Annotated in this window: 11 protein-coding genes; 3 read left to right on the top strand and 8 right to left on the bottom strand. The window is 72.6% G+C overall.

The features are described from left to right. Window positions 1-136 precede the first annotated feature (136 nt). Window positions 137-1030, bottom strand: a complete 894-nt coding sequence (locus ACSMXO_RS31280) for a LysR family transcriptional regulator (RefSeq protein WP_455414909.1) — start codon at window positions 1028-1030, stop codon at window positions 137-139. Window positions 1031-1101: 71 nt separating this feature from the next. Here ACSMXO_RS31280 and ACSMXO_RS31275 point away from each other — a divergent pair, with 71 nt between their 5' ends. Then, window positions 1102-1998 carry a dihydrodipicolinate synthase family protein gene (locus tag ACSMXO_RS31275; RefSeq protein WP_455414908.1) on the top strand — a complete coding sequence of 299 codons (897 nt, stop codon included), beginning with the start codon at window positions 1102-1104 and terminating at the stop codon, window positions 1996-1998. A gap of 108 nt (window positions 1999-2106) precedes the next feature. On the opposite strand, the gene ACSMXO_RS31270 is transcribed toward ACSMXO_RS31275, so the two are convergent. After that, window positions 2107-2613 carry a nucleoside deaminase gene (locus tag ACSMXO_RS31270; RefSeq protein WP_346258951.1) on the bottom strand — a complete coding sequence of 169 codons (507 nt, stop codon included), beginning with the start codon at window positions 2611-2613 and terminating at the stop codon, window positions 2107-2109. A 240-nt stretch (window positions 2614-2853) separates the two neighbouring features. On the opposite strand from ACSMXO_RS31270, the gene ACSMXO_RS31265 reads away from it, so the two are divergent. Then, window positions 2854-4653: a glycoside hydrolase family 15 protein gene (locus tag ACSMXO_RS31265; protein WP_455414907.1), complete on the top strand. Its 1800-nt coding sequence runs from the start codon at window positions 2854-2856 to the stop codon at window positions 4651-4653. A 12-nt stretch (window positions 4654-4665) separates the two neighbouring features. On the opposite strand, the gene ACSMXO_RS31260 is transcribed toward ACSMXO_RS31265, so the two are convergent. The 3 genes from ACSMXO_RS31260 to ACSMXO_RS31250 form a co-directional block, all read right to left on the bottom strand. Then, window positions 4666-5484 carry a hypothetical protein gene (locus ACSMXO_RS31260; RefSeq protein WP_455414906.1) on the bottom strand — a complete coding sequence of 273 codons (819 nt, stop codon included), beginning with the start codon at window positions 5482-5484 and terminating at the stop codon, window positions 4666-4668. Between the two features lie 107 nt (window positions 5485-5591). Beyond that, a complete protein-coding gene (locus tag ACSMXO_RS31255; RefSeq protein ID WP_455414905.1) occupies window positions 5592-6602 on the bottom strand; it encodes a phosphotransferase family protein in 1011 nt (336 codons plus the stop codon). Between the two features lie 153 nt (window positions 6603-6755). Then, the gene (locus ACSMXO_RS31250; protein ID WP_455414904.1) at window positions 6756-8390 is read right to left on the bottom strand and encodes a peptide ABC transporter substrate-binding protein; all 1635 of its coding nucleotides are present in this window, start codon (window positions 8388-8390) and stop codon (window positions 6756-6758) included. A 230-nt stretch (window positions 8391-8620) separates the two neighbouring features. On the opposite strand from ACSMXO_RS31250, the gene ACSMXO_RS31245 reads away from it, so the two are divergent. Further along, the gene (locus tag ACSMXO_RS31245) at window positions 8621-9607 is read left to right on the top strand and encodes an ArsR/SmtB family transcription factor (protein ID WP_455414903.1); all 987 of its coding nucleotides are present in this window, start codon (window positions 8621-8623) and stop codon (window positions 9605-9607) included. A gap of 20 nt (window positions 9608-9627) precedes the next feature. On the opposite strand, the gene ACSMXO_RS31240 is transcribed toward ACSMXO_RS31245, so the two are convergent. From ACSMXO_RS31240 to ACSMXO_RS31230, 3 genes are all read right to left on the bottom strand, one after another. Further along, window positions 9628-10110, bottom strand: coding sequence for a hypothetical protein (locus ACSMXO_RS31240; protein WP_346258944.1), 483 nt, complete (start codon window positions 10108-10110; stop codon window positions 9628-9630). A gap of 20 nt (window positions 10111-10130) precedes the next feature. Beyond that, on the bottom strand, window positions 10131-11864 hold the full coding sequence (locus ACSMXO_RS31235) for a RyR domain-containing protein (protein ID WP_455414902.1): 1734 nt from the start codon (window positions 11862-11864) through the stop codon (window positions 10131-10133). A gap of 150 nt (window positions 11865-12014) precedes the next feature. Beyond that, window positions 12015-13532 (bottom strand): aminopeptidase P family protein, encoded by a 1518-nt coding sequence (locus ACSMXO_RS31230; RefSeq protein WP_455414901.1) that lies wholly within the window; start codon window positions 13530-13532, stop codon window positions 12015-12017. Between the last annotated feature and the right edge of the window lie 213 nt (window positions 13533-13745).

Raw genomic sequence — 13745 nt, 5'->3', positions numbered from 1 at the left:
CCCGGGGTCGGAGCGGCCCTGATGGGCGACCGGAGGGTAGCCGCTGCGCGGACTGTCGAGCTGGGTGCACGGACGGGGCGGCGCCGGGCCGAGCGCGGCGGCGCGCAGCGGGCGGTGCCAGCCAGACCCGGCCGGGTCAGCGGCCCAGGAACGTGCTGGTGGCGGCGCGGATCGCGGAGACGAAGGCGGCCGTCGCCGGATGGCTGGCGCCGCCGCGTCGGTACGCGATCCGGGTCCGTCGCCGGGTGTCCAGCGGGACCAGCCGGACCCCGACCGGTGGCTGCGCGGCGGCGAGCTGCGGGATCAGCGAGACGCCCTGCCCGGCGGCGACCAGGGCCAGCACGGTGGCGAAGTCGTCGGCGTGGTGCCGGGCCAGGGGGGTGAAGCCGGCGGCCAGGCAGACGTGCAGGGTCGCCGTGTGGCACAGGGTGCCGGGACTGGCCAGGATCCAGGCGGCGTCCCGGCTGTCCCGGAGCGGGTCGGCGGCTTCGGGGACGCTGGTGGGCACGGCGAGGAAGACCGTCTCGTCCAGCAGCGGCACCGTGTCCAGCCCGGGATCGGGCTCCACCGGTACGACGTCGTAGTCGTGCAGCAGGCCCACGTCGAGACGGCGTTCGCGCAGCCCGGCCGGCACCGCCACCGGGTCCAGTTCGGTCACCCGCAGTTCCAGCCCGGGATGCTGGTGGCCGAGTGCGACCAGAGTGGCCGGGAGCAGCGTACGGACCGCGGTGGGGAAGGCACCGATCCGCAGCGGGCCGGTCGGTCCGGTGGTGACCGCGGCGAGCGCGGCCGTGGTCTGCTCCAGCGCGGTGAGGACCGTCTCGGCGTGCCGGACCAGCACCCGGCCGGCCGTGGTGAGGGTGACCCGCCGTCCGGTGCGCTCCAGCAGCGGTACGCCCGCCTCCCGCTCCAGCACGGCCAGCTGCTGGGAGACCGCCGACGCGGTGTAGGTGTGCGCCTGCGCCACGGCCGCGATCGTGCCGAGCCGGGCGAGGTCGCAGAGCAGCCGGAGCCGACGTACGTCGAGCATCAGGAAAGCTTACGCTTCTGTTCAGAAAGCGCTGCTAGACCTTACGGGTCTGCCTGCCGGACGCTGTGGTCATGACGTTAACCGGTGTGTACGTACCGCTGATCACCCCGTTCGAGGCCACCGGCGCGGTGGCGCTCGGCGCGCTCGAAGCCCTGACCCACCAGGTGCTGGCGGCCGGTGCCGGCGGCGTGGTGGCCCTGGGCACCACGGCGGAGCCGGCCTCGCTGAACGTCCGGGAGCGGCACGCCGTGGTCGACGTCATCGCCCGGGTGTGCCGGGAGCGGAACGCCCCGCTGATCGTCGGAGCCAATGCGGTGGAGGCGGTGGCGGCGCTGCCCGGCCGGGCCGAGGTGGTGGCGGCGCTGAGCGTGGTGCCGCCGTTCCTGCGCCCCGGCGAGGCGGGGGTACTCGCGCACTTCGCGGCGCTGGCCGCCGCCAGTCCGGTACCGCTGGTCGTCTACCACGTGCCGTACCGGACCGGCCAGCACCTCTCCACGGGTGCGATCCGGCGCCTGGCCGAGCTGCCCGGAGTGGCCGGGATCAAGTACTCGGTCGGCGGCATCGACAGCGGTACCGTCGAGTTGCTGGCCGAGCTGCCGCCCGACTTCGCGGTGCTGGGCGGTGACGACGCGCTGATCTCGCCCTTGCTGGCGCTCGGCGCGCACGGCGGCATCCTGGCCTCGGCACACGTCGGCACCGCCGCCTTCGTGGAGCTTGCCGAGGCGTGGCGGTCCGGCGGGACCGCCCGGGCCCGGGCGCTCGGGCACCGCCTCGCCGTGCTCTCCACCGCGCTCTTCGCCGAGCCGAACCCCACAGTGATCAAGGCGGTGCTGCACGCGCAGGGCCGCATCCCGACCCCCTCGGTACGGCTGCCGCTGGTGCCGCCCCGCCCGGAGACCGTACGAGCGGCGGTGCGGCTTGCGCACGATGATGGATGGCGGACGCTGTCGTCGCAGGTTCTCGGATAGGCCCCGGGTAACGGGTTAGCGGGGCTGGGCCAACCAGATTCGCTGGGACTGGGCCGAGCGGCCCGCGTCCGGCGAGGCGATCGGTCGGGCGGCGGCCCGGCCAGAGCCTCAGGCCGACGGGGTGACCAGGGTTTCGGCCCAGCGCCGGGCGGGCGAATCAGGCGCGGTCGCGCACCAGCGGCGGAACAGCTCCCGGCTCTCCTCCTGGCGGATTCCACCGATCAGCACCGACGGAGCCGCGAACCACGGTACGGCCGGCTCCGGCCGCCAACTCGCCGCGACCGAGGCGCCGCCGTCGCTCGGCGACTCCAGTCCGAAGTAGACCTCGTCCACGCCGAGCGCCATCGCCGTGCCCAGGCACATCACGCACGGCTCCAGGTTGACCGCCAGCCGCAGCGGAGCACGGCGTTCCCGCCAGCCCAGCCGCTCGTCGGCCTCGATCATCGCCAGCAGGTCGGCATGCACCAGCCGGCGCCGGAGGCCGCGTTCCCGGGTGAAGGCCCGTCCGACGATCTCGTCTCCCAGCACCACCACGGCGCCGATCGGCTGTTCCCCGGCCGCCAGGCCCGCTTCGGCGACCGCCAGGGCCGCCCCGACCATCTCGCTGGGATCCACCGGCCGACCCTACGACGACCGGGCTCCGGCCGACCACCTCAGCCGGAGCTCAGCGCGAGGCCGCCGACTCGGCACCGTGCACACGCTGGCGCTGACCTCGGGCGAAGGTCAGCCAGAGCCGGGCGCGGACGTCGGTCGGTTAGGTCGGCCGGAGTGGGGGTAAGCGACCGCCCGGAGACGTAGGGGTGAGCAGAGGCGACCGGGGTCGCCGGACATCGACCAGCCGGGGGGTGGCGTGCGATGTGCGCCCGTCGGATCGACGACTACGGCTATCTCGCCGACGGTCGGTCCGGTGCGTTGGTCGGCCGGGACGGGTCGGTGGACTGGTGGTGCCCGCCCCGGTTCGACGCGCCCTCGGTCTTCGCTCGCCTGCTCGACGAGAGCGGCGGGCACTGGTGGATCCGCCCGGCAGGCGAGTACCGGGTCGAGCGGAGCTACCTGCAGGACACGCTGGTGCTGCGTACGGTCTTCAACACCGAGGAGGGGTCGGTGGCGGTCACCGATGCCCTGACCCTGGGCCGCGGCCGGGGGCACGACATCGGCCGCAGCCCGCCCGGTCTGCTCCTGCGGCTGGTGGAAGGGCTCGCCGGGGAGGTGCCGATGGTGATGTCCTACGCACCCCACTTCGAGTACGGCCGCGTGCGCGCCTACCTCGAACCGCGCGGTCAGACCGTGATCGGGACCGCCACCGGCGCCACCCTCGGGATGACCGCGAGCGTGCCGGTGGACTGCCAGGAGACGACGGCCTCCTCGTCGTTCACCATCGGACCGGGCCAGCGGGAGAGCTTCTCGCTGGCCTACTGGTCGAGCTACCGGGAGGACGCACCGATACCTCCCGACGTGCCGGCGGTGCTGTCCGACACCGTCGAGGGCTGGCGCTCCTGGATGGCGGAGCACGACTACCAAGGGGAGCATTCGGAGCTGGTACGGCGCAGCACGTTGCTGCTGATGGGATTGACCTACCAGCCCAGCGGCGGTGTCGTCGCGGCGGCGACCACCTCTGTGCCGGTGCGGCCGGAGGGTCACGACAACTACGACTACCGCTACGTGTGGCTGCGCGACTTCAGTCTCACCCTGCGCATGCTCTCCGTCGCGGCCTGCCCGAAGGAGGCGGACAGGCTGTTCTGCTGGTTGGCCGAGTCGATCGGCGACGCCCGCCTGGCGCCCGTACCGATCATGTTTGGCGTGGAGGGAGAGCGTGATCTGGCCGAACGTGAACTCGGGATGTTGGGCGAGCCGGGCGAGAACGATCCGGTGCTGCTCGGCAACGACGCCTGGCACCAGCGCCAGCAGGACGTACTCGGCCAGGTGCTGGACGCCGCGTGGTTGCTGCGCAAGCGCCTCGACCCCATGCCCAAGCCGGTACGGCGGATGCTGCGGACCATGGCCCAGCGCGCGGTCGAGACGTGGCGGCTGCCGGATTCGGGCATGTGGGAACTGCGGGGCGAGGAACGTCACTACCTCACGGCCAAGTTGGGATGTTGGATTGCACTGGACCGGGCCGTACGGTTCGACGCCATGCTGGGCGAGGCGGCCGAGGTGGCGCGGTGGGCGGCCGTCCGCGACGAGATCCGGGAGGCGATCCTGCGGTACGGCTGGAACCCCGGCGTCGGTGCCTTCACCGACGCCTTCGGGTCGGACCGGCTGGACGCCTCGGTTCTCGTCCTTCCCCTGGTCGGGTTCATCTCCGCGACCGATCCGCGGATGCGCGCGACGATCGAGCGGATCGAACGGGAGTTGACCACCGACGGGTTGGTCCGGCGCTGGTCCGGCGACTCCGCCGGCTTCGTCATCTGCTCGTTCTGGTTGGTGGGTTGTCTCGCGCTCCTGGGTGAACAGGATCGGGCCGACGCGCTCTTCGCGGGGTTGGTGGCCCGGGCCAACGACCTCGGCATCTTCGCCGAGCAGATCGACCTGCGTACCGGCGAGCAACTGGGCAACTTTCCGCAGGCGTTCTCGCACATCGGGCTGATCTCGGCAGCCTGGCGGCTCACCTCGGCCAAGACGGGGCGGCCCACGCCGATCACCACGGTGTTCTGACGTGCCCGGTCCTCACCGCCAGGCGGTCGTCGTCTGTGGCGGGTCGGCGGTGCCGCCGGTCAGCGACTCCAGCTTCTCGGCGATCCGGCGTCCCGCGGACCCCTGCAACTCCTCGTAGACCCGGCTTCCCCAGGACTGGCCCGGCCCGATGTTGATGACGTGCAGTGCCGCGTACCGCCCGGCGGCGCCGAACGAGCAGAGCAGCCTCACCTGTCGCAGGTCGACCACGAAGCCGTCCAGCTCGACGCTCGCGACGAAGCCGATCGCGGTGCGACCGTCCTGCGAGGTCGGCGGGGTGTACGTGCGTACCCGGAGTACCACCAGGTAGGGCGTGTCGAGGGCGCGGTCCAGTGTGGCCCGCAGCTCGCGGTCGTCGCCCTCGTCCCAGTAGTACGGCTGCGGCCAGAGTTCGAAGTGGTTCTCGCCCAGCGGGCCGCGCGGCCCGGTCCAGTGCAGGGCGTCGAGCAGCAGCGTGTCGCCGTACTGGAAGCTGCGGTCCCAGTGCAGCCGGGTGTCCGGTTCGGTCAGGGACCGCTCCACGAAGACCTCGGCGGTGTTCCCGTTCTGCTCCTCGTCCCCGGTCCGGTAGGTGAACGCCGGATCCAGCGGGCCCGGGACCTGACAGGAATCCCGGCCCACCTTGCCGGTTGGCAGCACCGACCGGACCTGGCCGAGCCTGCGCCGTAGCTCCTCGAACCGGGGCTGGTAGGCGCGCAGGGTCTCCGCCTGGGACGGCCGCTTCTCCTCGTCCCGCGAGTCGCAGCCGAGCAGCGTGGCACAGGCGGCCAGCGCCGGCAGCACGACCAGGGCCGTCCACTTCCGGGCGCGCATCTCGACCCTTCCCGACGGAATCTCCTCGGGTGGAAGCTCGACCGCGCCGCCACCGAGCGTTCCGACATATCTTGATCAATGGTGCCACAGCAGGCGGTCAGCACGGTTCAGACCTGGGCGGTCGGCAGGGTGCTGATGTGCTCCAGCACCGAGCGGAGGATCGCGTACGACTCGTCGTCGTCCTCGGTCCCGGTGTGCGGGGCCCGGAACCGGCTCGTCTCCTCGGCGACGTCGGCAAGATGCCACCAGCCGCGATACAGCTCCAGCATCTCCGCCAGCGGCGCCACACCGGTGGCCTCGGCATAGCCGTCGAGCACCGAGCCGTCACCGGGCTCTATCAGCCAGAGGTCGCGCTCGGGCGGCGCGATCCGCACGGTGTCCCAGTCGATCAGCCGCCAGCCGTCGGCGGTCCGCATGGTGTTGCCGGGATGCGGCTCACCGTGGGTGAGGACCATCCGGGCCGGTCGGGCCCGCGCCACCAGCACGAGTTCGGCGTGCCGGGCGAGCAGCCGGCGTACCGGTGCCGCGTGCCGGGCGAGCAGCCGGGCGGCGAGCCGGGCGTACGGGCCGGTGTCGGGGACGCGCCCGGTGCCGGCCAGGCCGACCTCCAACTCGTCCCGGTGCGGGATGGCGAAGTCGTCGACCGGGGCATGGTCGCGGGCCGCCGCCGGCGCCGCGTGCACGGCGATCACCCGATCGAGTACGCCCCGGCGGTGCGCCGGGGAGGCCCACTCGGCCCACCGGAAGCTCTCCCCGTCGACGTACGGATAGACCGCCACGCCGAACCGGTCGCCCGTGCGGACCAGTGGCTCGCCGCCCCGGGTCGGAATCGGGGCCACCACGAACCCGCAACCGTGCTCCTGGAGCCGCCGGGCGGTGCCGAGCGCGGCCCGCAACCGGGCGTACGCCGCGTCCAGCGGGTCGGTCAGGCTGAGCCGCTTGGTGGCCAGGTCGTCGACGGAGACGAACCACCGGCCGCCCTCGGTGCCGACGACCTCCCAGTGGTGGCTGCCCCGGCCCACCGCGCGGTATTCGAGCGAGGCGACCCCGAGCTCCCACTCCCGGACCAGCGCCGACCGGAGTACGTCCTCGGGAAGATCGTCCGGTGGCGTCAGCACCCGTCCACCCTGTTATCCCGGCAGTACGCCGGGCAACCGGTTTTGCCGGCCGAACCGCTGCCCCGCTCCCCAGTACCGGCGGCACCGGCGGCGGAGAACGGGGCGTCGGAGACGGGCTGCGACGGAGCGCTCAGCCCGCCGCGCCGGGGCCGGTCAGCCGGTCGCCTCGATCTTCAGCAGGTCGACCTGGCCGAACGCGTCCAGTTCGACGTTGCTGACCCGGGCCGAGTGGCCGAAGTTGTTCTGGCCGAACCGGAGCGGGATCACCGGCATCTCCCGGGCCAGGATCTGCTCCGCCTCCTGGTACTTCTTGATCGCCTCCTCCTGGTTCGGCGCCCGCTCGCCTTCGGCGACCAGCCGGTCGAACTCGGCGTTGCTGAAGCCGTAGTAGTTCGACGACCCGTCGGTGGTGTAGAGCGGCCCGAGGTAGTTCTGCATCGACGGGTAGTCCATCGACCAGGCCATCCGGAACATCCCGACCGGGGTCTTCGCCTCCACCTTGTTCAGCAGGTCGGCGAAGCGTGCCTCGGGCGTGCTGATGCAGTCCACGCCGAGGTTGTTGGAGAGCTGGTTGCAGGTGGCCTCGATCCACTCCTTGTGGCCGCCGTCGCCGTTGTAGGAGATCTGCAACTTCGCCGGCCCGCCGGCCGCCTGGTAGTCGGCCTTCGCCCGGGCCGGATCGAACTGGCACGCCTCGCCGCAGGTGTCCGGCCGGGCACCGGCGACCAGTGGGGAGACGAAGGAGCGTGCCGAGGTCTGCGAGTCCTTGAAGACCGTCTTCACCAGCTCGTCCCGGTCGATCGCCATCGAGATCGCCCTGCGTACCTCCGCCCTGGCGAACTCGGGCTGGAAGGTGGGGAAGGCGAGGAACTGGAACGACGACAGCGGGCTCTTCTTGAACCGGTCGCCCAGGTCGCCCGGCGCGGTGCTCAGCGCCTCAATCGGCACCTGCCGGGTCACGTCGTTGTTTCCGGCGAGCAGGTCGGCGTAGTCGGCGGTCAGTACCTGGTAGATCTGGAAGACCACGCCGCCGACCTTCGGCTTGGGGCCGGGGTGGGCGTCGTACCGCTCGACCTCGATCCGGCTGTCGTGCTGCCAGGTGCCCTTCATCTTGAACGGGCCGTTGCCGATCGGAGCGTCCTCGAAGCCCTCCTTCAGCACCCCGTCCGAGGCCCAGGCGGCGTTCGGCAGCGGCGCGAAGACGTGGTAGCCGAGCACCGACTCGAACTCCGCGAACGACCCGGAGAGGGTGATGGTGAAGGTGAGGTCGTCGACCTTCTTCAGGCCGGTCAGCTTCCGGGCCTTCGGCTCCGGAGCCTTCTGCGGGCCGTCGCCGTCCGGGTCCGTCGACTGGAGATCCTCGTACCCCTCGATCTGGCCGAAGAAGTACGCCCCGCCCTTGGCGTTCGGCCCGTATGCCGCGTGGTTCCAGGCGTTGATGTAGCTGTCGGCGGTGACCGCCTCGCCGTTGTGGAAGGTGTACCCGCCCTTCAGCTTCACCGTCCACAGTTTGTTGTCGGTCGACGCGATCGACTCGGCCGCCACCTCGAACGGCTTCTTGTTCTCGTCGAACTCGACCAGTGGGGTGTAGAGGGCGGCCAGCACCTGCGCCCCGGCGCTCTCGGTGGTGTCCGACGGGAGCAGGTGCTGCGGCTCGGCGATCCCGATCCGGACCACGGCGTCGGCGTCCGGGGTGCTCGAGTCCTCGCCGTCGCCACTGCACCCCGTCGCGGCGAGTACGACGGCCAGCGCCGCCGCGCTCCAGGTCATCCGTCTGGACACCGGCATCAGGACTCCTTCGCATCGGTGCCGCACCGGCAGCCCGGGGCGGCGGGACCTCGCCGGGCGCGACGGTCGTCCGTCCGGCCGGACCGGGCCATCACCGGCCGGCTCCTGCCTCCCAGTTACGAGCCGATCAGCCCGTCCGGGCAATGCTTTTGACTGGGTCCAAACCGTCCAGAGAGCCGACAACTGGGCGGCGGGGTGATCGCGTCTCGTGAGCAGACAACAGTCGGGCAGTGCGGCTCGGCCGAGGCGTGGAGGTGGTGATGATCCGGATCTGGTTGGGCCCCGAGGACATCGCCCGGACCCGGATCGCACCCGCGCCCCTCCCGCTGTACGAGGTCGTCGTCAGCCTCGCCGGGGCACCGGCCGACGGCACGGCGGATCCGGTGGCCGGACCGGAACTCGCCGGCTGGCTGCGCGAGCTGGGCGAGTCGACCGGCGCCGGTCCGGGTGGCCGGCGCAGGCCGACGCCGGCCCCGGACGGCCGGGCCGGTTCGGCCGACCTGCTCGCCCCGCTCTCCGAGGACCGGACCCTGGAGGGCGCGCTCGCCTGGCTGCTCACCACCTCGGTACGCCGGGCCCGGAGCCTTGCTGCGGCGGTGCGCGGCTACTACGACCGCCGGGTCGCCGCCGAACTGGCGACCTGGGAGTCGGTTGTCCGGCTCGACGTCAACGAGCGCAGCCGTGCCCTGGCCACCGGCGGGGTGGAGGCCCTGCTGGCGATGTTCGACCCGTGGGCGGCGTGGCGTAACCCGGTGCTCTCGGTGAGCTCCGCCGTCGACCTGGACCTGCGGCCGAACGGCGCCGGCCTGCTGCTGGTGCCGTCGGTCTTCGCCCGGAAGCTCTGGGTCGGCGGTCGACCGGACTCGGTCGTGCTGGCCTATCCGGTACGCCGGCCCCGCACCCCGGGCGGTCGTGCCCCCGGGCACCGGCCGGTTCCGGTGTACGCGCTCGGCGCCGCCGCGGCCACCGGCGATCCGCTGACCGCGCTGCTCGGGCGCTCCCGGGCGGCGGTGCTCCGGGCCGCCCTGGTCGGGGCGAACACCACCGACCTGGCCCGCCGGGCCGGCATCAGTACCCCGTCCGCGTCGCAGCATGCCAGCGTGCTCCGCGACGCCGGGCTGCTGCGCACCACCCGGCACGGCAAGGCCGCCCACCACACACTCACCCCGCTGGCCCGCGCCCTGCTCACCGGCAACGACGCCGTCAGTCGTCGGTGACGGACCTCGCCGTCCATCGGTCAGCGGCGGCGGGCGCCGGCCGGCCAGAGCACGGTCACCGGGAGGTTCCGGGACTGCGCCGCCCGGACCACGTCTGCGGTGTCCCCGACGTCCGCCGAGGGGTTGCCGTCCCAGACCGCGAAGAGCCGCTCGCACCGGCGCAGCATCTCCAGGCTCGCCGCCAGGTACGCCTCCCGCCCGGAGCGCGGAAACGGCATGTACGACACCGAGGTGGCCCGGCACAGCAGCTCGTCGAAGGCGGACAGGTTGTGCGCCCGCACCGCCCGCTGCCGGTAGTCCCGGGCCGGGATCACCGCCTCGTAGCTCCCGCCGCTGGCCAGTACCGCCCGGGCGAAGAGTTGATCGGCGCCGTCGGCGAGGCAGGTGATGCCGTGCAGCTCCGGCCCGGCGTACGGGCGAAGCTCCTCGGTCAGCCGGGCGTAGACCAGCTCCGCCGTGCCGTCGGCGAGCACTACGTGCCCGGTGACACCGATGCGGGCCATCCAGCACCGTCCGTTCGTGGTTACGCGTGCCCGACGCGGACGATCCGAAAGCCCGCGTCGGCCAGGATGACCGGGAGTTCCCGGACCGCTTCGTGGTTACGCTCCCGGAGATCTTCCCGTAGATCCTCCCAGGGGCTCAACGCCGGATGCAGTCGTCGCTCGTCGTCGCGGTGTGGCGCGTACCGCCACCCGCTCGCCACCTGCTCCGCCAGCCAGCGCTGGTGCTCCAGGACGGCCAGCCGTTCGATCTCCGGCTCCTCCAGGGCGTGTTCGTCGCCGGGCCCGACCCGGGGCGACAGGGCGCAGCCCAACTCGCGCAGTTTCCGGCCGATGTCCTTGGCCTGGGCCCGGTTGGCCCGGCGCAGCGACTCCGGCAACTCCTCCCAGGGCACCAGCGCGGGATTGCTGCCGGGCCGATCACCGTGCCGGCGCCGGGCCACCACGTAACTCTCGTGGATCACCCGGGCCAGCCGTTCGACCAGGTCGTCCCCGATCAGCGCCGGGTCGCAGGCCGCGTGCACCACGCCGTAGAGCCGGAGTGCGCCGGAGAGGTCGTCGAGGACGCCGAGGCCGTGCCCGCTGCCGAACGCCTCCCGCAGGTTGGCCAGCCGGTCCAGCCGGACCACCATCGAGCCGGGCCCGCCGTGCCAGAGCTGCTCGGCGGTGAGCGCGGTCTTCAGCGCCCGTTCCTCGTCGTCGTAGCAGATGAAGACCCGGTCCGGCGGGAGCGGGAAGCCGGCCCGGGGAAGCTGGCCGAGCAGCTCGGTGAGCCCGCCGTCGAGCGGGATGATCCGGCAGACCCGGGACAGGAACGGATAGCGGTGGGTGAGTTGGGCCGCCGCCTCGGTCGCCGCCTCGTCGACCAGGACCAGCGGAACCAGCCGGGCGCCGTGCGGGTCGCGTACCCGCCACCGCCGGGCCAGCTCGACGAGCACCGCCCGGCCGAACGCGGTGGCGCCGAGCACCACCACCCGGGGCGGCCGGCCGTCCACCGCGATCAGCGGGTCCTCGGCGAAGAGCTTCCGGGCGGCCAGGTCGTCGATGTTGAAGAAGTCCAGCCGGGCGCCGGGGTGCCGGGCCAGCCCCAGGTGCCGGGCCTGGAGGGCGAGACAGAGTTCGGGGTCGGCGACCTGGGCGTACACGGCCAGCGGGGACCGGCCGTGCCGGGCGGCGGCCAGCCCGATCGCGGCGTTGGTCGCGCTGTCGTCGGTGCAGGCGTAGACCGCTTTGGCCCGCCCGATGCCGGCGCCGCGCAGTACGTTCGGATCGCGGGCGGCCCGGGCCACCCGGCCGGTGCCGGACGGCGTCGTGTCGTCGGAGCGGACTGCCACCACCCGGTGCCCGGCGGCCTGGAGCCGGCGGGTCAGGGTGTCCGCCACCAGGCCGTCGCCGCAGACGATGACGTGCCCCCGGGCGTTGCGGTCACGCAGCCGGCGCAGCTCGGTGGCGAAGAGCAGCCGACAGGCCTCCACCACGGCGTACGCGGTGACGGCCGGTGCCGCGAACCGGGCGAAGTCCAGCAGCGGCGGAAACGGCCCACCCTCGTCCAGCGGCGGAGAGCCGAGCACGAAGAGCTGTAGGTCGTAGTAGATCAGGTCGTACGGGTTGTTGCCGTATCCGCCGATCCGGTTGATGTGCTGATAGAGCCCGATGTAGCCACAGACGAAGGCGACCACTCCGGCGAGCGCGAACACCAGTCTGAGCACACTCTTGGTCGGTGCGCGGGGCGGCTCGCCGAGGCTGTTTCCGGGCACCACACCTCTCCTGCTATCCGGTGCGGGACGCAGCGCCATCGTACCGTCGAGGTCTGCCCGCAGCGAACGTGAAACGATCGAGGCATTTCTTCGCACCGGCGCGTCGCCGGCCGGCGAGGTGCCCGACCGGCGACGCGAGCGGGGCCGGGGTCAGCCCGGCAGCCGGAATCCGGCGGCGCGCTGGGCCGCCAGCCACGCCTCCACCTCGTCGGCCCGCCGGGGCAGCCCGGCCGAGAGGTTGACCGCGCCGTCCGCCGTCACCAGTACGTCGTCCTCGATCCGGATGCCGATCCCGCGCAGCTCCGCAGGGACCAGGTCGTCCTCGGGCTGGAAGTAGAGCCCGGGCTCGACGGTCAGCACGTACCCCTCGCCGAGGGTGCCGTCCCGGTAGCTCTCCTTGCGCGCGTTGGCGCAGTCGTGCACGTCGAGCCCGAGCATGTGCCCGAAGCCGTGCAGCGTCCACCGGCGGTAGACCATCGACGTCTCGTCCATCGCCTCGTCCACGCTGACCGGCAGCAGGCCCAGCTCGGCGAGCCCCTCGGCGAGCACCCGCATGCAGGTCCGGTGCACGTCCTTGAAGCTCACCCCGGGCCGGATGACGTCGATGCCGGCCTGCTGCGATGCGTACACGATGTCGTAGACCTGGCGTTGCAGCGGGGAGAAGGTGCCGGAGACCGGCAGCACCCGGGTCACGTCCGCGGTGTAGAGGTGCCGCCCCTCCACGCCCATGTCCATCAGCAGCAGCTCACCCGGGCGGGTGATGCCGGTGTTGTGGATCCAGTGCAGGATCGTGGCGTGCTCGCCGGAGCCGACGATCGAGTTGTAGCCGACGTCGTAGCCGTCGTGCCGGGCCCGCAGCCCGAAGACCCCCTCCAGCAGCCGTTCGCTGACCGGTCGGTCGGCCGGCAGCACCCGGGCCACGTCCTCGAAGCCGCGTACGGTGGCGTCGATCGCCTCCTGGAGTTGGGCGATCTCCCACTCGTCCTTGACCAGCTTCTGCTCGCTCAGCAGCGCGGCCAGCTCGCGGTCCCGGCCCAGCGGGGGCTCGGAGTCCTCGGCCGCTGCGCTCTTCGGCGGCTCGTACGGCCGCACCGCGCCGTCCACCGCCGGGTCCAGCCCGCGCAGCACCCGGGTCCGCCCGGGAGCGCAGTCGGCCAGCGCCGCCGGCAGGTCGGACAGGGGTGCGGTCTCGATGCCCAGCTCGGTCGACTTCTCGGCCAGGGTGTGCCGGCGGCCGACCCAGAGTTCGCCGTCCCGGCTGCGGAAGAACTCGTCGCTCTCCCGGGACGACCGGGGGCGCATGTAGAGCACGGCGTCGTGGCCGGAGCCGTTCGGCCGCATCACCAGCACGCTGCCCGGATCGTGGTCGCCGGTCAGATAGACGAAGTCGCTGCCGGGGCGGAACCGGTAGGCGGTGTCGTTGGCGCGTACCTTCTCCGGGCCGGTCGGGATGACCAGGGTCTCGCCGGGGAGCGCGGCCGAGAGCGCCGCCCGCCGCTTGGCGTGGTTGGGCACCTCGGGGCGGGGACCGACCGGCAGGGTACTGTCCCGCCAGCCCTGCCGCATGAACTCGAGGAACTTCTCCGGAAAGTCCGGGTCGTGTGACTCGGTCCGGGTCCCGTCCACCTCGGCCGGCTCCGCCGTGATGTCGGTGCGCTCGTCTGACATCGCCGCTCCTCCCTCGTCCGGCCCGTTCCGGGCGAGGCGTGATCGGCGCGCGGCCGGGGGATCGATCCGACTCCCCGCCGGCCGGCGACCCGGTCCCTCGTCCGGCTGACCTGATCTGCGCTTCTGGCGTGCCCCGACCGTACCGTGCCTGGACCGGTCGGTCTCGGTGGCGGTGCCGGCACAGCGGGCGGGTCCGCGTGGAAAGATGACCGC

The organism is Plantactinospora sp. DSM 117369 (assembly GCF_053764795.1).
The sequence above is the reverse complement of the archived record's forward strand: the minus strand, read 5'-3'. Positions and strand labels throughout refer to the sequence as shown.

Coding starts and splice junctions, on each gene's coding strand:
- ACSMXO_RS31280 (WP_455414909.1), bottom strand. CDS start 1,030: ATGCTCGACGTACGTCGGCTCCGGCTGCTCTGCGACCTCGCCCGGCTC.
- ACSMXO_RS31275 (WP_455414908.1), top strand. CDS start 1,102: ATGACGTTAACCGGTGTGTACGTACCGCTGATCACCCCGTTCGAGGCC.
- ACSMXO_RS31265 (WP_455414907.1), top strand. CDS start 2,854: ATGTGCGCCCGTCGGATCGACGACTACGGCTATCTCGCCGACGGTCGG.
- ACSMXO_RS31260 (WP_455414906.1), bottom strand. CDS start 5,484: ATGCGCGCCCGGAAGTGGACGGCCCTGGTCGTGCTGCCGGCGCTGGCC.
- ACSMXO_RS31250 (WP_455414904.1), bottom strand. CDS start 8,390: ATGCCGGTGTCCAGACGGATGACCTGGAGCGCGGCGGCGCTGGCCGTC.
- ACSMXO_RS31240 (WP_346258944.1), bottom strand. CDS start 10,110: ATGGCCCGCATCGGTGTCACCGGGCACGTAGTGCTCGCCGACGGCACG.
- ACSMXO_RS31230 (WP_455414901.1), bottom strand. CDS start 13,532: ATGTCAGACGAGCGCACCGACATCACGGCGGAGCCGGCCGAGGTGGAC.